This is a genomic window from Falsiroseomonas stagni DSM 19981 (assembly GCF_900114315.1).
Classification (GTDB): Bacteria; Pseudomonadota; Alphaproteobacteria; order Acetobacterales; family Acetobacteraceae; genus Falsiroseomonas; species Falsiroseomonas stagni.
This window is the reverse complement of sequence record NZ_FOSQ01000001.1, coordinates 420,385-442,478: the sequence shown is the minus strand read 5'-3', so window position 1 is coordinate 442,478 and position 22,094 is coordinate 420,385. Positions and strand designations below refer to the sequence as shown.

General features: G+C 70.9%; 25 protein-coding genes. 11 read left to right on the top strand and 14 right to left on the bottom strand.

What is annotated here, in order from left to right; all coding sequences use genetic code 11:
• Positions 1–100: 100 nt before the first annotated feature.
• From BM041_RS02115 to BM041_RS02105, 3 genes are all read left to right on the top strand, one after another.
• Positions 101–439: a DUF883 family protein gene (locus tag BM041_RS02115; RefSeq protein WP_139225933.1), complete on the top strand. Its 339-nt coding sequence runs from the start codon at positions 101–103 to the stop codon at positions 437–439.
• A 15-nt stretch (positions 440–454) separates the two neighbouring features.
• Positions 455–889 carry a hypothetical protein gene (locus BM041_RS02110; RefSeq protein WP_092954796.1) on the top strand — a complete coding sequence of 145 codons (435 nt, stop codon included), beginning with the start codon at positions 455–457 and terminating at the stop codon, positions 887–889.
• A gap of 93 nt (positions 890–982) precedes the next feature.
• Positions 983–1,984 carry an enoyl-CoA hydratase/isomerase family protein gene (locus tag BM041_RS02105; RefSeq protein ID WP_092954793.1) on the top strand — a complete coding sequence of 334 codons (1,002 nt, stop codon included), beginning with the start codon at positions 983–985 and terminating at the stop codon, positions 1,982–1,984.
• A 311-nt stretch (positions 1,985–2,295) separates the two neighbouring features.
• Here BM041_RS02105 and BM041_RS02100 read toward each other — a convergent pair whose 3' ends face one another.
• Positions 2,296–3,048 (bottom strand): GntR family transcriptional regulator, encoded by a 753-nt coding sequence (locus BM041_RS02100; protein WP_092954791.1) that lies wholly within the window; start codon positions 3,046–3,048, stop codon positions 2,296–2,298.
• Between the two features lie 112 nt (positions 3,049–3,160).
• Positions 3,161–3,556 (bottom strand): hypothetical protein, encoded by a 396-nt coding sequence (locus BM041_RS02095; RefSeq protein ID WP_092954788.1) that lies wholly within the window; start codon positions 3,554–3,556, stop codon positions 3,161–3,163.
• A 307-nt stretch (positions 3,557–3,863) separates the two neighbouring features.
• Between BM041_RS02095 and BM041_RS02090 the strand changes: the two genes are divergently transcribed.
• The gene (locus BM041_RS02090; RefSeq protein ID WP_217648588.1) at positions 3,864–4,691 is read left to right on the top strand and encodes a glycosyltransferase; all 828 of its coding nucleotides are present in this window, start codon (positions 3,864–3,866) and stop codon (positions 4,689–4,691) included.
• 103 nt (positions 4,692–4,794) lie between these two features.
• Positions 4,795–5,427, top strand: a complete 633-nt coding sequence (locus BM041_RS02085; RefSeq protein ID WP_092954783.1) for a DsbA family protein — start codon at positions 4,795–4,797, stop codon at positions 5,425–5,427.
• 19 nt (positions 5,428–5,446) lie between these two features.
• On the opposite strand, the gene BM041_RS02080 is transcribed toward BM041_RS02085, so the two are convergent.
• Positions 5,447–6,115 (bottom strand): SIMPL domain-containing protein, encoded by a 669-nt coding sequence (locus tag BM041_RS02080; protein ID WP_092954780.1) that lies wholly within the window; start codon positions 6,113–6,115, stop codon positions 5,447–5,449.
• Between the two features lie 152 nt (positions 6,116–6,267).
• On the opposite strand from BM041_RS02080, the gene BM041_RS02075 reads away from it, so the two are divergent.
• The 6 genes from BM041_RS02075 (at position 6,268) to BM041_RS02050 (ending at position 12,882) form a co-directional block, all read left to right on the top strand.
• Complete coding sequence (locus BM041_RS02075; protein WP_092954777.1) at positions 6,268–7,833, top strand: ABC transporter substrate-binding protein; 1,566 nt, start codon at positions 6,268–6,270, stop codon at positions 7,831–7,833.
• 55 nt (positions 7,834–7,888) lie between these two features.
• Complete coding sequence (locus BM041_RS02070; protein WP_092954774.1) at positions 7,889–8,254, top strand: endonuclease domain-containing protein; 366 nt, start codon at positions 7,889–7,891, stop codon at positions 8,252–8,254.
• Positions 8,255–8,356: 102 nt separating this feature from the next.
• On the top strand, positions 8,357–9,772 hold the full coding sequence (locus tag BM041_RS02065) for an amidohydrolase family protein (protein ID WP_092954771.1): 1,416 nt from the start codon (positions 8,357–8,359) through the stop codon (positions 9,770–9,772).
• Positions 9,773–9,857: 85 nt separating this feature from the next.
• Entirely contained in the window at positions 9,858–10,835 is a 978-nt protein-coding gene (locus tag BM041_RS02060) for a Bug family tripartite tricarboxylate transporter substrate binding protein (RefSeq protein ID WP_092954769.1), read from the top strand.
• Positions 10,832–11,977: a mandelate racemase/muconate lactonizing enzyme family protein gene (locus BM041_RS02055; RefSeq protein WP_092954766.1), complete on the top strand. Its 1,146-nt coding sequence runs from the start codon at positions 10,832–10,834 to the stop codon at positions 11,975–11,977. The genes BM041_RS02060 and BM041_RS02055 overlap by 4 nt, the downstream gene beginning before the upstream one ends.
• Positions 11,977–12,882, top strand: coding sequence for an EamA family transporter (locus BM041_RS02050; RefSeq protein WP_092954763.1), 906 nt, complete (start codon positions 11,977–11,979; stop codon positions 12,880–12,882). Before BM041_RS02055 ends, BM041_RS02050 begins: the two co-directional genes overlap by 1 nt.
• Here the strand turns inward: BM041_RS02050 and BM041_RS02045 are convergent.
• The 11 genes from BM041_RS02045 to BM041_RS01995 form a co-directional block, all read right to left on the bottom strand.
• On the bottom strand, positions 12,879–14,276 hold the full coding sequence (locus BM041_RS02045; RefSeq protein ID WP_092954760.1) for an amidase family protein: 1,398 nt from the start codon (positions 14,274–14,276) through the stop codon (positions 12,879–12,881). The genes BM041_RS02050 and BM041_RS02045 overlap by 4 nt on opposite strands.
• Positions 14,277–14,355: 79 nt before the next feature.
• Positions 14,356–14,778, bottom strand: coding sequence for a hypothetical protein (locus BM041_RS02040; protein WP_092954757.1), 423 nt, complete (start codon positions 14,776–14,778; stop codon positions 14,356–14,358).
• A 4-nt stretch (positions 14,779–14,782) separates the two neighbouring features.
• Positions 14,783–15,250 carry a hypothetical protein gene (locus BM041_RS02035; protein ID WP_092954754.1) on the bottom strand — a complete coding sequence of 156 codons (468 nt, stop codon included), beginning with the start codon at positions 15,248–15,250 and terminating at the stop codon, positions 14,783–14,785.
• Positions 15,250–15,666 carry a hypothetical protein gene (locus BM041_RS02030; RefSeq protein ID WP_092954751.1) on the bottom strand — a complete coding sequence of 139 codons (417 nt, stop codon included), beginning with the start codon at positions 15,664–15,666 and terminating at the stop codon, positions 15,250–15,252. The genes BM041_RS02035 and BM041_RS02030 overlap by 1 nt, the downstream gene beginning before the upstream one ends.
• The gene (locus tag BM041_RS02025) at positions 15,663–16,220 is read right to left on the bottom strand and encodes a hypothetical protein (protein WP_092954748.1); all 558 of its coding nucleotides are present in this window, start codon (positions 16,218–16,220) and stop codon (positions 15,663–15,665) included. The genes BM041_RS02030 and BM041_RS02025 overlap by 4 nt, the downstream gene beginning before the upstream one ends.
• Before the next feature lie 3 nt (positions 16,221–16,223).
• Positions 16,224–16,775, bottom strand: coding sequence for a hypothetical protein (locus tag BM041_RS02020; protein WP_092954745.1), 552 nt, complete (start codon positions 16,773–16,775; stop codon positions 16,224–16,226).
• Positions 16,776–16,843: 68 nt separating this feature from the next.
• Complete coding sequence (locus BM041_RS02015; protein ID WP_092954743.1) at positions 16,844–17,620, bottom strand: enoyl-CoA hydratase/isomerase family protein; 777 nt, start codon at positions 17,618–17,620, stop codon at positions 16,844–16,846.
• Positions 17,617–18,261, bottom strand: a complete 645-nt coding sequence (locus tag BM041_RS02010) for a 3-oxoacid CoA-transferase subunit B (protein ID WP_092954740.1) — start codon at positions 18,259–18,261, stop codon at positions 17,617–17,619. The genes BM041_RS02015 and BM041_RS02010 overlap by 4 nt, the downstream gene beginning before the upstream one ends.
• Before the next feature lie 86 nt (positions 18,262–18,347).
• Positions 18,348–19,028 carry a 3-oxoacid CoA-transferase subunit A gene (locus tag BM041_RS02005; RefSeq protein ID WP_092954737.1) on the bottom strand — a complete coding sequence of 227 codons (681 nt, stop codon included), beginning with the start codon at positions 19,026–19,028 and terminating at the stop codon, positions 18,348–18,350.
• A gap of 86 nt (positions 19,029–19,114) precedes the next feature.
• Complete coding sequence (locus BM041_RS02000) at positions 19,115–19,975, bottom strand: MaoC/PaaZ C-terminal domain-containing protein (RefSeq protein WP_092954734.1); 861 nt, start codon at positions 19,973–19,975, stop codon at positions 19,115–19,117.
• Between the two features lie 2 nt (positions 19,976–19,977).
• Positions 19,978–22,008 carry an acetate--CoA ligase family protein gene (locus BM041_RS01995; RefSeq protein WP_245761886.1) on the bottom strand — a complete coding sequence of 677 codons (2,031 nt, stop codon included), beginning with the start codon at positions 22,006–22,008 and terminating at the stop codon, positions 19,978–19,980.
• Positions 22,009–22,094 lie beyond the last annotated feature (86 nt).

Genomic DNA, 22,094 nt, shown 5'->3' with positions numbered 1-22,094 from the left:
AGCGCACACCGTCACGCCAGGAGGACGAAACAATCCCCGGAACCCGATCCGGGTCACGACGTTCGAGCCCCGACCCCGAGACCCGATGAAGGAACACACCATGTCCCAGACCGCCAACGACCTGCGCAACCTGCGCGACGACGCCGTGGACAGCGGCAGCCGCCTGGCCGACGACGCCCGCGCCGAACTCGCCAAGCTGCGCAGCCAGGTGGAACGCCTGATGGAGGAGCGCGTGACGCCCGCGCTCGGCTCCGCCGCCGAGACGGTGGAGGACTACGGCCGCCGCGCCAAGGAGACGATCGAGGAGAATGCCTACGCGCTGTCCGACACCATCCGCGAACGCCCGCTGGTGACGATCGCGGTGGCGGCGATCGGCGGCTACCTGCTGGGCCGGCTGATGGGGGGCAACACCTACGTCTACCCGGACAAGCATCGCTAAGCGGAGTCTGTAGAGATGCGGCTGTTCCGGCTCGCCCAGGCCGCCTGGCAGGCGGAAAGCCTCTATCTGCGCCGCACCAGCCGCGGCTACGCCGTGCAGGCGGGCTATGGGGCGGGCGCCGCGGTCTTCGCCCTGCTGCTGCTGCTGATGCTGCACATCGCCGCCTTCGCCGCGCTGGTGCCGGGCCTCGGCCCGGTCTGGGCGGCGCTGGCGGTGGCGGGCGGCGACCTGGTGCTGGCGGGGATCCTCGGCGCCCTGGCCCGCCACCCGCCGCGCGACCCGGTGGCGGAGGAAGCGCTGCGGATCCGCCAGGCCGCGACGTCCCAGCTCTCGGACGGGGCGATGCGGGCGGCGATGCTGGCGCCCCTGCTGCGCAGCCAATCCGCGAAGAAGGGCCTGTTCGGCGCCGCCATCACCGCCGCGCTTGTGGGGCTGATGTCCCGCCGCTGAAACGGGCCAACCCGGCACGGGGACACCGTGCCGGGTTGCCCTTCGCGCGCGAAATCCCTAACGCCCCCGGAACACGACACCCGGGAGGGCCTGATGGGCGAGACCGCCGAAGCCACCGTGATCATGGCGCGCGACGGCGCCGCGGGCACGCTGCTGATGAACCGGCCGCGCGCGCTGAACGCGCTGGACCTGCCGATGATCGAGGCCTTCGCCGCCGCCATCCCGGCGCTGCGCGACGACGGGGACGTGGCGCTGGTGATCCTGGAAGGCGCGGGCGGCAAGGCCTTCTGCGCCGGCGGCGACGTGCGACGCATCCGCGAACTCGCCCTGGCGCGGGACAGCGCGGGGATCGAGGCCTTCTTCGCCGGGGAATACGGCGTCAACGCCGCCATCGCCCGCTTCGGCAAGCCCTGGATCAGCCTGATCGACGGCGTCTGCATGGGGGGCGGCATCGGCGTCTCCGTCCATGGCAGCCACCGCGTGGTGACCGAGCACGCGCTGCTGGCGATGCCGGAAACCGCGATCGCGCTATTCCCCGATGTCGGCACCAGCTTCGTACTGCCCCGGCTGCCCGGCGCGCTCGGGCCGTGGCTGGCGCTGACGGGCGCCCGGCTGCGCGGGGCGGAGGCGGTGGAAGCGGGACTCGCGACCCACTTCGTGAAGCGGGAAAACCTGCCCGCACTACGCGCCGCCCTGGTGGCCGGCGATGCCGGCGCCGTGGAACGCCTGGCCGAACCCGTGCCCCCCGGCCCGATCGCCGCGCAGCGCCCCGCCATCGACCGCTGCTTCGGCCACGCGACCCTGGCCGGCATCCAGGCCGCGCTGGCCGCCGAGGGCACCGAATGGGCCGCAGCGCAGGCCGCCATCCTGGCCCGCATGTCGCCGACCAGCATGGCCGTGACGCTCGAACTGCTGAAGCGCGGCGCAACCCTGGACCTGGCGGGATGCCTGGCCATGGAACTCGCCCTGACCCGGACCGTGACCCTGCACCCGGACTTCGCAGAAGGCGTCCGCGCCGTACTGGTGGACAAGGACAAAAAGCCGACCTGGCAACCCGCACCCGACACGGCCACGGTCGCCGCGATGTTCGGGTAGGCCGGGGGCGGCGGCGGTCTGGCCGGGGCGCGCCAGTGGTCTCTGGAGATGGGCGCTGCCCCTCTCCAGACCTGACCCCGCCAGGGTCCGGCGGGACCCTGGACCGCGAGGTTTCATCGGAAGGTGGGGAGAGGGGCACTGAACGCGCTTCGGACAAGCGCGCGCTATGCGCCCCTCTCCCCACCTTCCGATCATCCATGGGTTCCCAAGGGGCCGCTGCCCCTTGGCAGGGATGGGGTATCGGGGAAGGGACAGCGTCCCTTCCCCGGGCAACAAGCAGCACCCCAGCCCGGAACGCCGCCGCAGCCCCGCTACCGGAGCTTCACGTCGATCCGGACCATGTCGCCGCGGTAGATGCCGTTGGCGATGAGGAGGGTGGTGCCCTCCGGGTCCATGGCGGTGCGGTGGACATGGGCGACGGGGGCGTTGAGGGGCAGGTGCAGCGCCGCGGCGGTTTCGACATCCGCGCTGCCGATGGTCAGTGTCTGGCGGGCTTCGGCGATGGTGACGCCGGGCAGGCCGGCCACGAGTTTCAGGCTGGTCTTGGTGACCAGGTCCTCGGCCGTGACCTTGGCGGAGAGGCGGTCATCCATCCAGACATCGGCCAGCAGGAAGGGTTGGCCGTTCCGCCAGTGGCGGCGGCGGAGGTGCCGGTAGCTGGGCGCGGGATGGCCGGCATGGACGGGCGCGACGCTACCATCCTGGTTCGGATGGTCGGAGAGGATCTCGATCTCCGCCCCTTCGCGGGAGCGGAGCAGGCCGTTCCAGTCGGTCTCGACATCGCACCAGAGCCGATCGGGGGGCGTGGCGCGGACGAAGGTGCCCTTGGCGCGGAAGCGTTCGATCAGCCCTTCCTGGGCCAGCTGGTCCAGGGCCTGGCGGATGGTGGCGCGGGCGACGCCGCACTCGGCGGCGAGTTCATCGACCGTCGGGATCTGCTTGCCGGCCGGCCAGGCCCCCTGTTCCACGCGGTGGCGGAACAGCGTCGCGAGCTGCAGGTAGCGCGCCACGGCGCTGCGGTTGAGGTCGGGTGCCGGGCGGGGCGTTCCCGTGCTGTGGTTCATGCAGGCGTCCAGATCCGGCCGCGGGGAAGCGGGCGTGGTCGGACGCTAGTCGCGTGGCGGGCGAAAGGCCACAGCATTCGCCTTTCACCGCCACCCCTGCCGTGATGCCGGATCAGGCGCCCGCGCGCATGATCTTCGGGATTTCCTCCCGGAACCGGAACCGCAGCGCGGACCAGGTATCGTCCAGCGCGATCTGCGTGACGGGCAGCAGGCCTTCGGTGGTCAAGGGGTCCCAGCCATGGTCGCGGTCGAGGTCGGAGCGCACCGGCCCGGTCTTCTTCGGGTAGGCGAACCACAGCCGCGCCCCGATGCCGTAGAGGTTCAGCGCGCGCGGCGCGACCGAGCGCAACGTGGCCTTGTCCGCGGCGAAGGCCAGGATGAGGTCCGCGGCGGCGGTCGCCCCGTTCGGCAGTCCAAAGGTCATTCCCTGCGGGGCACCCAGTACCGCGCAGGCCATCCCCGGGCGGTAGCCTAGTTTGCGCGCCACCTCCCCGATCACGACACCCATTCGAGTCTTTTCCGTCACCGAGTTGCCATCAGAGCAGGCGGTCTAGCGCATAAGTGGGCGCCTTGCATGCATTCAATGGGCAGGTCCGCCCTGCGTTTTTTGTCATCTTTGTTCGTAACGCCCGAATTCGGCTTCTGTTCCTGACTTATCCACACCGTATCGTCCGATCATATACGATGCGGCGCATGACCTTCCCATGAACGGATTGCCATCGTGCCGCGACTCCGGCGGCCCACCTGCTTGCCCCGGCACGCCGGGGCGTGGCAGGGGGGCGGGGATGGATGCTTCCCTTTCGCGTGTCACGATCGTGACCGTCACCTGGGCCAGCGCGGACGCCATGCGCGGCTTCATGGCCGCGCTGCCGCCAGGGGTCGCCCTCATCGTGGTGGACAATGCCAGCCCGGACGGGACGGTGGCGGCGGTGCGCGCGGCGCGGCCCGGCGCCGTGGTGGTGGAGAACGGGTCCAACCTCGGCTTCGGGGCGGGGTGCAACCGGGGGCTCGACCGCGTCTCGACGGAGTTCGCGCTGCTCGCCAACCCCGATGCGCGGCTGACAGCGGCCGCCATTGCCGGGCTGGTCGCGGCGGCGGATCGCTGGCCGGCGGCACGGCTGGTGGCGCCGCTGATCCTGGATGGGGCGGGGCGGCCCGTGCGGTCCTGGAACGCGTCGCAGCTTCGCCGCCGCCGGATGGCCGGGCGGCGGGATGCGGAGCCCTGGCCGGAGGGCGCCTTCTGCGCCGACTATGCCTCCGGCGCCTGCCTGCTGCTGCGGCCGGCGGAGGGGCTGCGCTTCGATGAGCGGTTCTTCCTGTTCTACGAGGATGACGACATCTGCCTGCGCGCCGGCGGCGTGCTGGTGGAGCCCGGGGTGGGGGTGGCGCATGAGGGGGGGCGGTCCTCCGGCGGTTCCGCGCGCGTGACCTGGCGAAAGGCCTGGCACATGGCCTGGTCCCGGCTGCTGTTTCTCGACCTGCATGGCGGGCATGTGCGGGCGGAGGCCTGGCGCATGGCGGGGCGGCACGGCGCCAAGGCGCTGGGGCACGCGGCGACGCTGCGAGGGCGGAAGCTGGTGGGGGATCTCGGCGCGCTGGCGGGCACGCTGGCCTGGATCGGTGGGCGGCGCCGGGCGATCTGACGGCGGCGATCGTCCAACCAGGGTGAACGGTCCGTCCTGATCGTGCCGCTTCAAGGCGCGCGCGGGCGGTGCCATCTCCTGGCCCCCTGCCTGCGGAGGTCCGATGCGCATCACCTATCTCTTCGATCCGCTCTGCGGCTGGTGCTACGGCGCATCGCCGGTGCTCGGGCGGATCGCCGCGGAGGCGGGCTTGACCCTGGACCTGCTGCCGGTCGGCCTGTTCGCCGGGGAGGACGCCCGGCCGATGGAGGCGGGCTTCGCCGCCTATGCCTGGGCCAATGACCAGCGGATCGCGCGCCTGACCGGCCAGCCCTTCAGCGAGGCCTATCGCCGGCAGGTGCTGGCGGACACGACACGGCCCTTCGATTCAGGGCCGGCGACGCTGGCGCTCTGCGCCGTCGCCACGACCCTGCCGGCGCGGGGGCTGGAGGCACTGCGGGCGATCCAGGCCGCGCGCTATGTGGAGGGACGGGACACGACGGATCTGGCCGTGCTGGCGGCGGTGCTGGCGGCGCGGGGGCTGGAGGAAGCGGCGCTTCGCCTGCGCGCACCCGACGCGGCGCTGCGGGAGGCCTGCCATGCGCGGATGGCGGAGGGGCGCGCGACGATGCGCCGCTTCGGCATCACCGGCGTGCCCGCGCTGCTGGCCGGCAGCGGCGCGGCCCAGCGCGCCCTGCCCGCGGATGCCCTGTTCGGCGATGCCGATTCGCTGATCGTCCGGCTGCGCGCGGCCTGAGGGCGCCGCGGCCCGGCCTTCAGCGGGGACGGAGCACCACCACCGCCGCCACCGTCGCCGGCACCAGCACATCCTCCGCCATCGCGACCGGGGGCGTGGCGCTGCTGCTGGCGCGCATCGCGGCCATGGGGCGTGGCGCGTGGTCCGGCGCATCCACGCGAACCTCCCGCATGCCAGCCACGGCCAGGTTGAGCTGGGCGGCCAGGGCATCGGCGCGGCGGCGCAGCGCATCGAGCGCCTGGCGGGACGCTTCCTCCCGCGCCAGCCGGGCGGCCTCGCGCGTCAGGGTCCATTGCAGGGATTGCAGGGCCAGGCCCTGGGATTGGAGGGCGCCGGCGAGGTCGAGCAGCGCCGCGGCCTCCGCCCCCCGCAGCGTGACGGATTGCGCGGCCTGCCAGGCCCGCCCCTCCTCCGCCCGTCCGGTCCAGTAGCCGCCGGTGGAGACGCGGACGGAGGAGACGGCCTGCGCGCGGGTGACGGCGGCGGCGATGGCGCGGTTCACGGCCTCCTGCGCCGCGGCGGCGGAAGGGGCGCGGGCCTCGGCACGGAGCGTCGCGACCACCTCATCCGGCGCGCGGGCCACTTCCGCCGTTTCGGCGAGATGAAGCGTGGTTTCCACGGGTTGCGCGGAAGCCGGGGCGGGAAGCGTGGCGAGGATGGCGCCGAGGATCAGCAGGCGGCGGTGCATCAGGCGGTTCCTTGGTGGATCATCGGGCGGCGAGTCTAGCGCCGCGGTGATGGCGGCATGGCGGCGGAGGGATGGCGAGGTTCGGAAGGCGGTTGACGATTGCGCGATGCGGACGGACCCTTCCCCCTCCTGCCCCCGGAGAATCCCGCCGCATGCGCCACATCGCCCTTGCCGCCCTGCTCGCCCTGGGTTCCGTCCCCGCCGCGGAAGCGCGGAACTTCACCTGGGCCTTCAATGCGGATGTGCTGACGCTGGATCCGCACAGTTCCAACAACACCTTCACCAACACCTTCATGGGCAACGTCTACGAAGCCCTGGTGCGCCATAACGACCGGATCGAGATCGAACCCGCGCTGGCCGAGAGCTGGGAGCGCACGACGCCGACGATCTGGCGCTTCAACCTTCGCCGCAACGTGGTGTTCCACAACGGGGAAAGCTTCGACGCGGATGACGTGGTCTTCACCTGGGCGCGGGTGAATTCGCCGGGGTCCATGGCGCGCGGGCTGCTGGGCGCGATCAAGGAGGTCCGCAAGGTCGACAGCCATGTGATCGAGATCGAGACGCATCGTCCCTTCCCGATCCTGCCGGCCTCCATCACGCAGTTCTTCATCATGGATGAGGGCTGGAGCCGCGCGAACAACGCGACGGAGGCCGCGAACCTGGCCGGGCAGCAGGAAAGCGGCGCGACGCGCGTGGCGAATGGCACGGGGCCCTTCCGGATCACGGAGCGTCGGCCGGATGAGCGCACGGTGCTGGAGCCGCATGCCGGCTGGTGGGACCGGCCGGTCCATAATCTGACCCGTGTCACCTTCCAGCCGATCCGCAGCGCCGCGACGCGGACGGCATCGCTGCTGTCAGGCGCCATCGACGCGAATGTGGAGGTGCCGCTGCAGGACATCCCGCGCCTGCTGCAGGACAGCCGCGTGCAGGTGATCGAGGGGCCGGAGCTGCGGACCATCTATCTCGGCTTCGATCATGAGCGGGATGAACTGCTCTATTCCGACGTGCGCGGCCGCAATCCGCTGAAGGACCGGCGGGTGCGGGAGGCGATCTACCGCGCCATCGATGTGAACGCGCTGGTCCGCACCGTGATGCGGGAGAAGGCCTGGCCCGCGGGGATGATGGTGAGCCCCTTCCTGACCGGCGCGCCGCAGGACCTCAATGGCCGCCTGCCCTTCGACCCCGATGGCGCCCGGCGCCTGCTGGCGGAGGCCGGGTATCCGCAGGGCTTCACCGTCGGCATCGTCTGCCCGAATGACCGCTACGTGAATGACGAACGCACCTGCCAGGCGATCGCCGCCATGCTGGCGCGGGTCGGCATACGGCTGCAGCTGCAGAGCGAGCCGACCGCGGTCTGGTCCCGCCGCACGGCCAACCGCGACTTCTCGATCTACCTGCTGGGCCATGCCGGGCTGCCGCTGGCGGACAGCTATTCCACGCTGAACGAGGTGCTGCGCACGGCGGGGCGGACGACGGGCGGGCTGAACTACGGCCGCTGGTCCAACGCGGCCTTCGACGCGCTGGTGGAGCGCGCGGCGGAAGCGGCGGATGAGACGGCGCGGCGTGGCTTCATCCGCGACGCGCTGGCGATCGAACGCGCGGAGATCGCGCATGTGCCGCTGTTCCAGCAGCCCATCGCCTGGGCATCCCGCCGCGGGATCGACCTGCGCCAGGCGCCGGACAACCGGCTGCGGCTGTGGCTGGTGAAGGTGGAGTGAGGGGATAGACACTCCCTCCCCCGCGCTTGCGGGGGAGGGTCGGGGTGGGGGTCCGATGCTGCATCCACCAATCGCAGAGCCAGAACGCCATGCGACAGCACGACGACTGCGTCGTGACGCGACGGAAGCGGAGCAGAAGCTGTGGGCGTTGCTCCAACAGGAAGCGCTCGGCGTGCGCTTCCGGCGGCAGCATCCGATACCGCCGTACTTCGCGGATTTCGCCTGTACAGCGATGAAGCTCGTCATCGAGGTTGATGGCGGACAGCACAGTGGCCCGCATGATGCAACGCGTGATGCGGCGATGGCGGCGCAGGGCTGGCGGGTGCTGCGGTACTGGAACAATGACGTGCTGGCGAATGCCGATGGCGTTGTCAGCGATATTCGGCGCGTGATCGCTGAAATGATGGCGGCGCGCGGCTGAACAGGGCCGGGAATACCCCCACCCCGGCCCTCCCCCGCAAGCGCGGGGGAGGGAGCAAGAGCGCGCCGGAGTGAACGAACGAATGACTGACCAGGAGACTCCATGACCGATCTTCTCATCCGCGGCGGTGTCCTCATCACCATGGACACGACGCGCCGCGTCATCGATGACGGCGCCGTCGCCATCAAGGATGGCCGCATCGTGGCTGTCGGGCCGACGGCCGAGGTCGTCGCGGCGCATGGCAATGCGACGACGGTGATCGAGGCCAAGGGCCGCGCGATCCTGCCCGGGCTCATCGATGGCCACGCCCATGCGGGGCATGGCCTGGTCAAGACCATGGGCAACAATGACGGCGCCGCCTGGTCGGAGGCGTGCCGGATCATCTACACCCTCGCCTCCCCCCCCTCCTTCTGGAAGGCGGAGGCGATGCTGGCGGCGCATGAAAGGCTGCGCTTCGGCGTGACCACGGGCGTCTCGCTGCTGGGCGGCGGCGACAGCATCGGGCGCGTCGATGATCCCGCCTTCGCCGATGCCCATGCGACGGCGACGGAAGCCGTCGGCATCCGCAGCATCCTGGTGGTGGGGCCGACGCGGCCGCCCTTCCCGCGGCCCTATGTGGGGCCGGATGGCGTCGAACGCCCCGTCTCCTTCGAGCAGCAGCTGGAGACCATCACCGCGGCGCTGGAAGCCTGGCACAACAGGGGCCGCGTGAAGCTGGCGACGCTGATGCCGGTGTACCGGGAAGCGAAGCACGATCCGGCCAAGGTGCGCGAGATCGAGCGCCAGGGGCGGCTGGTGCGCGATATCGGCAAGAAGCATGGCGCCTGGTTCCACCAGGATGGCCATCGCCAGGGCAGCATCGAGATGGCGGACCGCATGTTCGGCCTGATGGGCCCCGACAGCTGGCACAGCCACTGCACCGACCTGACCGATGCGGATATCGAGACGCTGGTGCGGACCGGTGCCTCCGTCGTGCACAACCCCTCCGCCATCGCGGCCGTGCGGGGCTACTGCCCGGCGCCGCGGATGATGCAGGATGGCGTGACGGTGATGATCGGGTCTGACGCCACCGCGCCCGACCGCAGCGGCGACATGTTCCGCCACATGTTCCAGTGCATCCGCTACCACCAGCGCCACTTCCGGGACGAGACGATGATCCCGCCCGGCAAGGCGCTGGAGATGGTGACGATCGACGCCGCCAAGGGCATGGGCCTGGATGCGGAGATCGGCAGCCTCGAGGTCGGCAAGAAGGCCGATGTCATCACCGTGGATTTGACCGGACCGCATATGGTGCCGGCCAACATGCCCGTCGCGCGCGTGGTCTATTTCGCCAATGGCCATGACGTGATGGATGTGGTGGTGGACGGCCAGGTGTTGATGCGCGACCGCGTGACGCCGCACCTCGATGCGACGGAGATCGCGACGGCGGCGTGGCGGGAGGCGGATGCGATGCTGGAGCGGTCCGGCCTGCGGCACATGACCGTCGAGGATCCGGGCTGGGGCAAGGTGAAGCGGTAGCACCTGACCCGCGCGCGGCGCGCTGGCCGCGCGCGGCGGGCTGGGTGATGATCGCCCCCGGGAAACGCCACCGGAGACCACCACCATGCCGCAGCGCCGCGCCGTTCTCGCCACCGCTCTTGCGGGCCTCGCCGTGCCCCGTCTGGCGCGCGCGCAGGCCTGGCCGGCCAGGCCGATCCGCCTGCTGCTGCCCGATACGCCGGGCAGCGGGAATGACAGCACGGCGCGCATCTTCTCCCACTACCTGGAACAGGGGCTCGGCCAGCCCGTCGCGGTGGATAATCGCGGCGGCGCGGGCGGGCGGATCGGGGTGGAGGCGGCCTTCCGCAGCCCCGGCGATGGCTACACTTGGCTGCTGGGCAATGCGGGATCGAATGGCATCAACGCCGCGCTCTACCGCGACCTGCCCTATGACCTGGAGACGTCGTTCATCCCCGTCTCGCTGCTCGTGACGGGGCCGAACCTGCTGGCGGTGAACAGCCGCGTGCTGCCGGTGAAGACCGTGCAGGAGCTGATCGGCCATGTCCGGGCGCGGCCGGGGCAGATCAACTACGCCTCCGCCGGGCCGGGGTCCTCGGCGCATTTCTCGATGGAACTGTTCAAGTCGGTGGCGGGGCTCGACCTGGTGCATATCCCCTATCGCGGGGCGCCGGCCATGGCGCAGGCGGCGGTGCAGGGGGATGCGCCGGTGCTGGTCGGCAACCTCGTCAACGTCATGGGCTTCATCCAGCGCGGCGAGTTGACGCCACTTGCCGTCACCAGCCTGACGCGCAGCATCGACCTGCCGGAGGTGCCGACGCTGGATGAAAGCGGCCTGCGGGGCTTCGAGACGCTGGCCTGGAACGCGATGTTCGCGCCCCCCGGCACGCCCGCACCCATCGTCGCGCGCATGCTGGCGGAATTGCGGCGGGTGGCCGCAATCGCGGAGGTCCGCACGCGGCTGCGGGCCCTGGGCGGCGATCTGGTGGCCTCGGCGCCGGAGGTGCTGGCCGCGCGGGTGCGGGCCGACATCGCGCGGTGGAAGGATCTGGCGCAGCGCGCCAATATCAGGATCGACGGATGATCATCGAGCGCATCGCCTTCCGCGGCCTCAACGTCACGCCCAGGACCAACTGGTGTTTTCTCGAACTGACGACGACCGAAGGGCTCGTCGGGATTGGCGAATGCACGCTGGCGAACCAGGAGCCGCTGGTGGCGGCGGAGGTCGCGCGGCTGGATGCGCTGCTGCGCGGGCAGGATGCGGGGGCGCGCAACCGCATCGCGCGCTACCTGCCGCATGCGCCGGGCGGGCTGGTGGCGGCGACGGCGCTTTCCGCGCTGGACCAGGCGCTGTGCGACCTGGCGGCGCAGCGGGCGGGGATGCCGATCCACGCCTGGCTCGGCGGTGCGCTGCATGATCCCGTCACGCTCTATGCCAACATCAACCGCGGCACGAATCCCCGCACCCCCGCGGGCTTCGCCGCGGCCGCGATGCGCGCGGTCGGCGAGGGCTTCGTCGCGGTGAAGCTCGCCCCCTTCGATCCGCTGGTCTGGGAGGATGGCCACACGCCGGCCAACCGTGCCGCCTATGCTGAGGGGCTGGCCCGCATCGCGGCGGTGCGCGACGCGGTCGGCCCGGATGTCGCGGTGATGGTGGATGCGCATTGGCGCTTCTCCGCCGGTGGCGCCGCGGCGCTGGTGCGGGATGTCGCGCCCTTCGGCCTGTTCTGGCTGGAATGCCCGGTGGCGGAGGCGAACCACGCGGCGATCACGCGGCTGCGCGGCATGGCGAATGACCGCGGCATGCGGCTGGCGGGGGCGGAGACGCTCTCGGGCCTCAGCGCCTATCGCCCCCTGGTCGAGGCGGGCTGCTACGATGTGCTGATGCCCGATGCGAAACATGCCGGCGGCATCGAGGAGATCCGCCGCATCGGCGCGCTGGCCCAGACCGCGGGGATCGAGATGGCGCCGCACAACCCGACCGGCCCGGTGTGCCACGCCCATTCCGTCCACCTCTGCGCCACCATCCCGAATTTTCTCATGTTGGAAGTCCAATTCGGGGAGACCGAGGCGTTCTTCGACATCGTGCAGGGCGAAAGCCTGCGCTTCGATCACGGCACCGCACGGCTCTCAACCGCGCCAGGACTCGGCGTGACGCTCGCACCGACGACGCTGCCGGCATGGAAGCGCATGGACCGGCCCTGGCTGGACCCGAGGCTCGGTTGATGCCGGCCTGGATCGCCTTCAGCGTCGCCGCCGCGCTGTTCCAGTGCTGGCGGACGGCCATGCAGCAGCGGCTGCGGGACCAGCTTTCCGTCAATGCGGCGGGGGTGGTGCGGTATCTCTATGGCGTGCCGCTCGGCGTGGCGCTGGCGGCGGGATACGGGCTGGCGATGGGGTATTCGCTGCCGGTGATCGGGCTCGCCGTGCTCGTGCTCTGCGCGGCGGCGGGGTTTCTCCAGATCCTCGGCACCAACCTGCTCATCATGGCCTTCGGCTACCGCAACTTCGCCGTCGGCACCGCCTATTCCAAGACGGAAGCGATGCAGACCGCGGTCGTCGCGACCATCCTGCTGGGGGAGCATCTGTCACCACTCGCCTGGCTTGGCATCGGGGTTGGTGTCGGTGGCGTGCTGTATCTCTCGCTCGCGGGTCGGGGCACGACGCCGGTCGAATTGCTGCGCGGCGTGACGCAGCCGGCGGCGCTGTGCGGGATCGGTGCGGGGTTCTGCTTCGGCTTCACCGGGGTGCTGATCAAGGCGGCGAACCAGGTCATGCCGGGCGACGACCTCATCTTCAAGGCGCTGCTGATCCTGGCGATGACGAATGCGATGCAGACGGTGATGCAGGGCGGCTACCTGGCCTGGCGGGAGCCCGCGCAATTCGTGGCGGTCTTCCGGAGCTGGCGGATCTCCGCGCAGGTCGGGACGCTCTCCGCGCTCGGCTCCGCCTGCTGGTTCTCGGCCTTCGCCCTGGCCCCCGTCGCCATGGTGCGCGCGGTGGGGCAGGTGGAGATCCTGTTCACCCTGGCCTTCTCCCGCTTCTACCTGCGGGAGAAGGCGAAGCGCGCCGATGTGCTGGGCGCGCTGGTGGTGGTGTCGGGCGTCGTGCTGGTGCTGCTGGGCGGTTAGCCCTGCGGGTCGATGGGGCTGGCCGGGGTGCCCGCCGCCTCGATCGCCTCGGCGGCGGTGAAAAGCAGGTCTTCCCGGTACCGGCCGGCCAGCAGCTGCACGCCGACGGGGACGCGGCCGACCAGGCCCGTCGTCACCACCAGGCCCGGCAGGCCCATCAGCGGCAGGCCGACCTGCGTGAGCTGCGCTTCCATGATGCGGCGGAAGCTCTCCGTCGATTCCACATCGGACTGGTCGCGGAAGGGAAGCTCCGCGGAGACGGGCGTGATGGCGACCGGGTATTGCTCGAAGAACTGCATCCAGAGGCGGACGAAATAGGCGCGCTTCTGCAGCCCGTCCTGGAAGGCGTTCATGTCCGGCGTCGGGCAGAGTTCCTCCATCGCGGTGAAGATGAAGGTGGCGTCGGCATCGCCTTCCTGGTGCAGCGCGGCGTTGAGGCCGCGGCGGCTCTCCGCCAGCCAGAGCATGGCCTGGATGGCGGCGGGTTCGCGCAGCGGGGGGACGTCCACCTCCTCGACCACCCAGCCCGCGGCTTCCAGGCGGCGGGCGGCGTCGCGCAGCGCGGCCTCGACCTCCGGCGTCGTCGGCATGCCCTCTGGCCGCACGCAGAGCGCGGCACGCTTCGGCGCGGGCGGCCCCTCGGTGGGGGCATCGACCCACCAGGGGTCGCGGATATCCCGCTGGCACATCGCGGCGAAGGACAGGCGCAGGTCGCCGATGGTCCGCGCGAGGGGGCCGGAGACGGCCATGACCTGCCCGCCGATCGCACGCTCCGCCCCCGAGGCATTCCAGACGGGAATGCGGCCGAGCGTCGGGCGCAGGCCGTGGATGCCGCAGGCATAGGCGGGGTAGCGGATGGAGCCGCCGATATCCGTGCCGTGCCCGACCGCGCCGATGCCCGCCGCCGTGGCCGCCGCGGCGCCGCCGGAGGAGCCGCCCGGCGTGATGGACGGGTCGCGCGGGTTCTTCGTGTGGCCATGGAGCGAGTTGCGGCAGAACCAGCGCAGGCTGAAGGCGGGCGTGTTGGTGCGCCCCAGCAGCACCGCGCCCGCCTTGCGGAAATTGGCGACGACCGGGTTGTCCTGCTTCGCGACCAGGTCCTTCTGGATCCGCAGCCCGTTGGTGGTGGCGTAGCCTTCCTGGTCCACATTCACCTTGATGGTGACGGGCACGCCGGCCATGGGGCCGGGATCCTCCCCCCGCGCGGTGGCGGCATCGATGGCGGCGGCCTGGGCCAGCACATCGGCGGGGCGGTGATCCACCACCGCGTTGAGGGCGGGGTTCACGGCATCGAGCCGCGCGAGGGCGTCCTTCGCGACCTCCGTCGCGCTGGCCCGGCGGGCGCGCACCAGGGCGGCGATCTCGGTGGCGGGAAGGCGCCAGAACTCGGTCATGGGGTCGGTCTCCGCGGGCTGCGGCCCATTATGGCCGCCCTCCCGCTGCCGGCCATAGCCGGCGCCGCAGAAACCCGTGTCAGTCGATCTGGTTGGCCTGGAGGAAAAGGGCCTGGGACAGGGCTTCGAAGAAGCGCTGGAACGGGGCGGGGTCCGACAATTCGTGCTGGTTCAACTGGCCGGAGGCGCGGACGATGCTGCGTGGGCCATTGCCGGCCCGCACCGTGACGGTGAAGCGCACCACGCCATTGCCGAAGCGGGTGGCGGAGACGGTGCCAAGGACAGGGTCGGCCCGATCCACGACGAAGCCGAGGTCCTGCAGCGCGGACAGGACGCCGCGGAAGACGGCGGTGCGATCCTCGGTATCGAAGGCGCGGGTGGAGATGGCCCGCTGGGCAAGCTGGCTGTTCGTGGTGGCTAGGACATGCTGGCGGCTGTCCGTCTGGCAGGCGGCCAGCAGCGGCAGGCAGGCGGCCAGGGCGAACCGCGGGAGACGGGGCATCGGGCTAGATCTCATGCGCGGTGAGGAAGGCGGACTGGGCGATGCGTTCGAAGAAGCCCTGGTAGAGCAACGGATCGTCCAGCGTCTCTCCCAGCGCCAGCATGGCGCCGGGGCGCGGCACGATGCGCTGGAAGGTGACCCGCACGACCGAGGATGACTGCCCCGGGACGGGACGCACGGAGACCTGCGCGCGAATGCGCCCGCCCGCGATCTTGGAACCGACGATGATGCCGGCCTCGCTTTGGCTTTCCTCGATGGTGAAGCCGAGGTCCTGGAGGGCACCGAGCGAGGCCTGGATCATCAGGCGCTGGTCGAGCGTGTCGAAGCGACGCGACTGGCGGGCGCGCGTCGCCACGGCGGAAGCCGTGGGGGTGAAGGCGCTGGCCTGCTGCTCGCCGGTCGGCGGCGTGCACCCCGCCAGCACCAGGAAAGGGGTGACGAGAAGGCCCCGGACGACCTGGCGACGCCGCATCAGAAGGAGGATGAGCGGTAGGTGAAGTCCCTCACGGTCCCGCCTTCCGAGAAGCGGATGATCACGGTCAGGCTGCGTTGCGTGGTCTGGCTGGCGCCGGACCGCCCGGACACGCCGGCCAGGAACAGCGCGTTCACCCCGCCGGAGGAGTTCGAATAGACCTGCTCGGTCGCGATACGGTCATAGACCCAGGTCTCGCGCCGGCGCTCGTCGCTCGTGACCATGTTGGGCGCGCCGAGGGCGGCGGCGACTTCGGCGCCGCTCATCCCCTCCCGGATCTCGCGCTGGACGGTGCCGAGCGTCAGGCGGTCCCGCGAATCGCGGGAGGCGACTTCACGCGCGTGTTCGCTGGCTGGCGTGCAGGCGGCCGCCAGGAAGGACAGCAGCAGCGCGGCCTGGAGCCTGAAGCGCGTCATCGTGCGGGTGTTCCTGCGGTGGGGGTCGCGGCGGAGGTGGTGACAGGCGTCGCGGCACGGCCAGCGGCGGCCTGCCTTTCCCGCAGCGTGTTCAGTTCCGCGACGGGGCGTGGCGCTTCGGGCGAGGCATCGGTGGGCGGCAAGGCGGCCAGGGTGCGGCCGAGCGTGGCTTCCAGGGGTTCGAAGAAGTTGCGGCGGTAGAAATCGGGGCTGTCGACCTGCGCTTCGCGGAAGGCGTCCACGATCGAGGCGTTGGCGCGGACGGTGCTGGTCCCCTGTTCGCGCTGCTGCACGATGACGGCCATGCGCAGCGCTGTCTGGCGCGTGGCGGAGACGGTCAGCGCCTCGGGCTCCACCCGCGTGATGCGGTAGCCGAGGTCGTGCAGCGTGGCGATGACGGCGCGCATCGCCGCATCGGCGTCGGCGGGCACCACGCGGGCCTGCATCGCGCGCAATTCGACGGCGCTGCGCTGGCTGGCAATGAATTGCGTCTGCGGCGGCGCGCAGGCCGCGAGAAGGGCGACAAGGCCGAGGGCAGGAAGGATGCGGTTCATGCGTCAGGCCTGCCTTGCCAGGCCAGCGCGGACCCGGTCGAAGAAGCCGGTGGAGAATTCGGCCTCGGTCAGTTGTTCCACGCGCGTCCCGCCCTTGTTGTTCGTGACGATCCGTTCGAAGGACACGCGCAATACCGAATCACGCTGGCCCATCGGTTGGGTCGTGAGGGTCGCGCGGATGATCTGGTCGGTATCCCAGATCGGATCGTAGCGGACGCCAAGAACCAGCAAGGCAACCGTTAGCGCCACCTGGCCAACCACCTGCGGCGTTTCCACCGCGTCGCGGTCCTTGGCGCCCGCGAGCACGCCGTGGCGCGCCGCGCTCTCCTCGATCGTGAAGCCGAGGTCCTGGAGAACCTGCGTGGCTTCGACGAGCAGCCGGGTTTCAGGGACGCCGTCGAAGCGGGCAGTCTGTCGTTGCCGGATGGCGGCGGCCTCGGCGCGTGGCGCGCCGATCTGGAGCGCGGCCCGGTTGGCCCAATCGGGATCCTGGCAGGCGGCGAGGGTGAGGATCAGCGGCGAGGCAAGCAGTATTCGGCAGGACCGAGGAAACATTATACACCCGACTTATTGCTATATCGACTCTAAGTCCGGCAATATTGCACGGTCAAGTTGAGTTCGGACTACTTCCTGCCGAACACCGGCGCGCGCTTTTCCATGAAGGCGCTGCGGCCCTCGGCGTGGTCGGCGCTGAGGAAGCACATCGTCTGCCAGTCGCGCTCGCGCTCCAGCGCGGCGTCCAGGCCCTCCGCCAGCAAGCGTTTCGTGAGTGCGATGGGGAGCGGCGCCTGCTGGGCGAGGAAGGATGCGAGTTCCTGCGCCTTCGCCAGGGCGCCGCCCTTCGGCACGAGACGATCCACCAGGCCGATACGTTCGGCCTCCGCGCCCGCGATCTGGTCGGGGTAGAGCAGCATCTGCTTCGCGCGCGCAGGGCCGATGCGGTTGGGCAGGGTCCAGGGCAGGCCGAGATCGGCCATCAGGCCGACGCGGCCGAAGCCCGCGGCGAAGCGGGCATCCTCCGCAGCCACGATGGTGTCGCAGGCGCAGGCCATGGACAGGCCGGCGCCGACGCACCAGCCCTCCACCGCCGCCACCAGCGGGATGCGGCCGCCGATCATCAGGCGCACCATGCGGTGGGTGCGGCGCATGCGTTCGCGCCCCTGCTCGGCGTCGCGCACATCCATGCCGGAGATGTCGCCGCCGGAGCAGAAATTCCCGCCCTCACCCGTCAGCACGATGGCGCGGATGCCGTCATCGCCCTGGGCGGCTTCGAGGATCGCGAACATCTGCTCCCGCAGCGCGACGTTCAGCGCGTTGCGGCGGGCGGGGTAGTCCAGCGTCAGCGTGAGGACGGCGCCGTCGCGCTGTTCCGTCACGCGGCAAACCGGGGCGTCGCTCATGAGTCGGTATGCAGCACGGCGCCGGTCTTCGCCTGCAGGTCGGCCAGCGACATGCCCGGCACGATCTCCCGCACCACGAAGCCGCGGCCGCGGACCACGTCGATGACGGCCAGGTTGGTGTAGATGCGCTGCACGGCGCCATGCGCGGTCAGCGGGTAGCCGCAGGTCTCGACCAGCTTGGGGCGGCCATCCTTCGTGGTGTGGTCCATCACGACCCAGAGGCGCTTGGCGCCGGCGGCCAGATCCATCGCGCCGCCGACGGCGGGGGCGCTGTCATTCTCGCTGGTCGCCCAGTTCGCGATGTCGCCATTCTCCGCGACCTCGAAGGCGCCGAGGACGCAGAGGTCGATATGGCCGCCGCGGATCATCCCGAAGCTGTCGGCATGGTGGAAGAAGCTGCCACCGGGGCGGAGCGTGACGGGCTGCTTGCCGGCATTGACCAGCCAGGCATTCACCTTGTCCGGCGCCGGCGCGGGGCCCATGCCGAGGATGCCGTTTTCACTGTGCAGGATGACCTCGCGGTCCATCGGCACATAGTCCGCGACCATGGTCGGGATGCCGATGCCGAGGTTGACGAACCAGCCCTCGGGAATGTCGTCCGCCACGCGGGCGGCCATCTGCTGGCGGGTGAAGCTGGACATTGATAAGCCTCCGAGACGTTCGAGGATCGGGGCCGGCGCCCGATGACCGGAGGGCCACTTGGCCCGGAGGTCTGAATCGGCCGCCGTTAATTCCAAGGAGCGCCGCGCGCGACCTGCACGACGCGCTGCACATAGATGCCGGGGGTGTGGACGTTGTCCGGCGCGATGTCGCCGAGTTCGCGGATGTGGTGCGTCTGCGCCACCGTCAGCGTGGCGGCCATGGCCATCACCGGGTTGAAGTTGCGGCCACCCTCCCGATAGGTGAGGTTGCCCCAGCGATCGGCCTCCCAGGCCTCCACCAGCGCGACATCGCCGGGCAGGGCCAGTTCCAGGATATGCGGGCGGCCGTTGAAGTCGCGGGCTTCCTTGCCCTGGGCGAGCTTCGTGCCGGCCGCGGTCGGCGTGAAGAAGGCGGGGATGCCGGCGCCCGCGGCGCGCATGCGCTCCGCCAGCGTGCCCTGGGGGACGATCTCCAGTTCCAGCTTGCCGGCGCGGTACAGTTCCTCGAACACCGTCGATCCGGCGGAGCGGGGGAAGGAGCAGATGATCTTCCGGACGCGCCCCATCTCCATCAGCTTCGCCAGGCCGACGCGACCCGCGCCGGCATTGTTGGCGACGACGGTGAGGTCCTTGGCACCCTGCTCGATCAGGCCCTCGATCAGTTCGTCGGGCTGGCCGACGGCGCCGAAGCCACCCATCAGGACGGTCGAGCCGTCCTTGATGCCGGACAGCGCCTCCGCGATGGATTGGACGATCTTGTTGATCATGCGCGCTGCCGCAGCCTCCACCACCTGGTCGCCCCCCCTGCGGGGGTGCGTCTCGGTAGCCGCTTGGGCAAGCGGCGTCCAGACGATCAACGGAGGGTCAATCGCCCGTTGGAGATGACCACGACATCGCGCTCCATGACGCGGCTACGGAAGGCGGCACCAGTGGCGTCGGGCCAGATTTCCGTGCGGATGGTCTCGCCCGGGAAGACGGGGGCGGAGAAGCGGCATTCCATCCGGCCGAAGCGCGCGGGATCGCCCCCGCAGACCGCGCGGAGCAAAGCGCGGCCGACAACGCCGAAGGTGCCGAGGCCGTGCAGGATGGGGCGGGGAAAGCCCGCCTTGGCCGCCAGGCCCGGGCTGCTGTGCAGCGGGTTGTGGTCGCCGTTCAGGCGATAGAGCAGCGCCATTTCGGGGCGCGTCGGCAGGTCGAGCGTGAGGGCGGGCGGGCCCTCGGCTTCCGGGGCGGGCTTCTTCACGGGGCCGGTGGGGCCGCCGAATCCGCCATCGCCGCGCAGGAAGATGGTCTGGTCCACCGTCGCCAGCGTCTGGCCCGTCGCGGCTTCGATCACCTCCCGCGCCACATAGAGCAGCGCGCCCTTGCCCGCGCCGCGATCGACCAGGCCGGTGACGCGGGACCGGCCGATGATCTCGCCTTCCACGGGCAGCGGCGCGTGGAGTTCGACGGATTGCTCCCCCGCCACCAGGCGGACGGCATCCACCCCTGTCGCGGGATCGGCCAGCCAGAAGCCGGGATAGCCGAGCACGACGGGGATGGTGGGAAGGGCCTGCATGGCCGCGCCTTCCGTGACGAAGCGGAGATCGGCCTCATCCATCGGGTCCTGCCCGACGCCGAGCGAGAGGGCGTAGAGCGCGGTGTCCTGCCAGCGCAGCACCTGGCGGATCTCGGGGATCGGGAAGTTGAGCAGGGTTTCGGTGACGATGGGCATGGTCAGACCTCGATGACGGCGTCGGCGGCGAAGGCGCCATCCGGGGTGACGAGAAGGGGGTTCACCTCCGCGGACAGAAGCCGCGGGCCGGCGCCGGCGGCGAAGCGGGACAGGGCGACGAGGGCTTTCGTGAGCGCCGCCACATCCGCCTTGGGGCGGCCTCGCGCGCCATCCAACAGAGGAAAGCCCTTGAGGGAGCGGATCATCGCCTCCGCCCGCGCCGGATCGACCGGGCAGCGGGCGAAGGCGACGTCCTTGAACACTTCGATGAAGACGCCACCCAGGCCCACCATGGCGACGGGGCCGAAGACGGGATCGCGCACCACGCCGAGCGCCATCTCCACCCCGCCCATGACCTGCTTCGCCACCAGCACGCCATCGATGCGGGCAGCGGGGGCGCGTTCGGCGGCGCGGGAGAGGAGGGTGGCGTGGGCGTCGCGCAGCGCGGCCTCATCGGCGATGTTCAGGATGACGCCGCCGATCTCGCTCTTGTGGAGGATGTCGGGCGACAGGATCTTTGCCACCACCGGGAAGCCGATGCGGCGGGCGACGACGACCGCTTCCTCCGCCGTGGCGCAGGCGGCCTCGGGCACCATCGGCACGCCGGCCTCGGCCAGGATGCGCTTGGCCTCGGCCTCGTTCGGCGCCGTCGCGGGCAGGGATACGGCGGGGACGGGTGCAGGCGCGGGCGGCATTGACGAAAAGGCATCGCCGAAGCGGCCCATGGCGGCGAGGGCGATGACGGCGCGGGACGGGTCCTCGATGCAGAGGAAGCCGTCGGCTTCCCATTCCCGGACACGCTCCGTGCTGGCCAGGATGGAGAGGACGAAGAGGCGGTCGGGGTGGCGGTCCAGCACCTTCTTGAGTTCGGCGCGCAGGCGCGGCGCCATGGAGGGCGTGCCACCCCAGGCCGTGAAGAAGGCGATGACGCTGCTGTAGCCGCCATCGGTGACCATGCTCTCGGCGAAGCTGCCGATCACGCTCATGTCGTTGAAGGCCTGCGCGGTGCAGTCCACGGGGTTGAGGGGGGAGGCGAAGGGAACCAGCTTGCGCAGCGCATCCTGCGCGTGCTGCGGCATGGGCGGCATGGGCAGCCCCGCCGCTTCCGCCGCATCCGACATCAGCACCCCCGCGCCGCCGGAGATGGTGACGACGCCGAGCGTGTTGCCCGCGGGGTAGAGGCGCTTCTGCGCGACGTAGCAGACGTCCAGCAATTCCTCGGTCGTCCGCGCGCGATGGACGCCATATTCCGCGAGAATCGCGTCCATCACCCGGTCATCGCCGGCGATGGAGGCGGTGTGGGATTGCGCGGCGGCCTGGCCGAGCGCGGAGCGGCCGACCTTCATCATCACCACCGGCTTGCGCGCGGCGCGGGCGGCTTCCAGCGCGGCGATGAAGCGCGGGCCGTCCTTGATGCCCTCCGCATAGGCGGCGATGACGGACACCTCCTCGCTTTCCGCCATCCAGCCGATGATGTCGGCGAGGTTGGTATCGGCCTCGTTCCCCGTGGTGACCAGGACGGGGGTGCCGATGCCGCGGTCCCGCGCGGCCGCGAACAGATGGCTGCCATAGGCGCCGGATTGGGAGGCGATGCCGACGGCGCCGGGCAGCGGCCAGCCGCCCTCGAAGCTCGCGGAGAAGATGGGGTAGTAGCCGAGCGCGGCGTTGAACAGGCCGAGGCAGTTGGGGCCAACGAGCCTCATGCCATGCCGGCGCGCGGCGGCGACGAGTCGCGCCTGCATCGCCGCGCCGTCCGGCCCCACCTCCGCGAAGCCCGCGGTGAAGACGATGGCCGCGCCGCAGCCGCGGGCGCCGAGATCCTCCACCGCCTGGATCGCGCCCTCCCCGGGGATGGCGACGATGGCGGCATCCGGCGTCACGGGCAGGTCGGCGATGGCGGGCCAGGCCTGCAGGCCCTGGACGGTCGCGCGGTTGGGGTTCACCGGCATCAGCGGCCCGGCGAAGCCGCGCGCCTTCATGTAGGCGATGGGGCGGCCGCCGATCCGCACCGGATCATCCGACGCACCGATCACGGCTACGGCCTTCGGCCTCAGCAGCCGGTCGAGATCCTTGAAGGACAGATGCGCCTCCCCTGAGCCAGTCGGCGGCAGGGTGGGGG

Excerpts from the sequence above, each read along its gene's own strand:
- BM041_RS02115 (WP_139225933.1), top strand. The coding sequence starts at position 101 with ATGTCCCAGACCGCCAACGACCTGCGCAACCTGCGCGACGACGCCGTG.
- BM041_RS02110 (WP_092954796.1), top strand. The coding sequence starts at position 455 with ATGCGGCTGTTCCGGCTCGCCCAGGCCGCCTGGCAGGCGGAAAGCCTC.
- BM041_RS02105 (WP_092954793.1), top strand. The coding sequence starts at position 983 with ATGGGCGAGACCGCCGAAGCCACCGTGATCATGGCGCGCGACGGCGCC.
- BM041_RS02100 (WP_092954791.1), bottom strand. The coding sequence starts at position 3,048 with ATGAACCACAGCACGGGAACGCCCCGCCCGGCACCCGACCTCAACCGC.
- BM041_RS02095 (WP_092954788.1), bottom strand. The coding sequence starts at position 3,556 with ATGGGTGTCGTGATCGGGGAGGTGGCGCGCAAACTAGGCTACCGCCCG.
- BM041_RS02085 (WP_092954783.1), top strand. The coding sequence starts at position 4,795 with ATGCGCATCACCTATCTCTTCGATCCGCTCTGCGGCTGGTGCTACGGC.
- BM041_RS02080 (WP_092954780.1), bottom strand. The coding sequence starts at position 6,115 with ATGCACCGCCGCCTGCTGATCCTCGGCGCCATCCTCGCCACGCTTCCC.
- BM041_RS02075 (WP_092954777.1), top strand. The coding sequence starts at position 6,268 with ATGCGCCACATCGCCCTTGCCGCCCTGCTCGCCCTGGGTTCCGTCCCC.
- BM041_RS02070 (WP_092954774.1), top strand. The coding sequence starts at position 7,889 with ATGCTGCATCCACCAATCGCAGAGCCAGAACGCCATGCGACAGCACGA.
- BM041_RS02065 (WP_092954771.1), top strand. The coding sequence starts at position 8,357 with ATGACCGATCTTCTCATCCGCGGCGGTGTCCTCATCACCATGGACACG.
- BM041_RS02060 (WP_092954769.1), top strand. The coding sequence starts at position 9,858 with ATGCCGCAGCGCCGCGCCGTTCTCGCCACCGCTCTTGCGGGCCTCGCC.
- BM041_RS02055 (WP_092954766.1), top strand. The coding sequence starts at position 10,832 with ATGATCATCGAGCGCATCGCCTTCCGCGGCCTCAACGTCACGCCCAGG.
- BM041_RS02050 (WP_092954763.1), top strand. The coding sequence starts at position 11,977 with ATGCCGGCCTGGATCGCCTTCAGCGTCGCCGCCGCGCTGTTCCAGTGC.
- BM041_RS02045 (WP_092954760.1), bottom strand. The coding sequence starts at position 14,276 with ATGACCGAGTTCTGGCGCCTTCCCGCCACCGAGATCGCCGCCCTGGTG.
- BM041_RS02040 (WP_092954757.1), bottom strand. The coding sequence starts at position 14,778 with ATGCCCCGTCTCCCGCGGTTCGCCCTGGCCGCCTGCCTGCCGCTGCTG.
- BM041_RS02035 (WP_092954754.1), bottom strand. The coding sequence starts at position 15,250 with ATGCGGCGTCGCCAGGTCGTCCGGGGCCTTCTCGTCACCCCTTTCCTG.
- BM041_RS02030 (WP_092954751.1), bottom strand. The coding sequence starts at position 15,666 with ATGACGCGCTTCAGGCTCCAGGCCGCGCTGCTGCTGTCCTTCCTGGCG.
- BM041_RS02025 (WP_092954748.1), bottom strand. The coding sequence starts at position 16,220 with ATGAACCGCATCCTTCCTGCCCTCGGCCTTGTCGCCCTTCTCGCGGCC.
- BM041_RS02020 (WP_092954745.1), bottom strand. The coding sequence starts at position 16,775 with ATGTTTCCTCGGTCCTGCCGAATACTGCTTGCCTCGCCGCTGATCCTC.
- BM041_RS02015 (WP_092954743.1), bottom strand. The coding sequence starts at position 17,620 with ATGAGCGACGCCCCGGTTTGCCGCGTGACGGAACAGCGCGACGGCGCC.
- BM041_RS02010 (WP_092954740.1), bottom strand. The coding sequence starts at position 18,261 with ATGTCCAGCTTCACCCGCCAGCAGATGGCCGCCCGCGTGGCGGACGAC.
- BM041_RS02005 (WP_092954737.1), bottom strand. The coding sequence starts at position 19,028 with ATGATCAACAAGATCGTCCAATCCATCGCGGAGGCGCTGTCCGGCATC.
- BM041_RS02000 (WP_092954734.1), bottom strand. The coding sequence starts at position 19,975 with ATGCCCATCGTCACCGAAACCCTGCTCAACTTCCCGATCCCCGAGATC.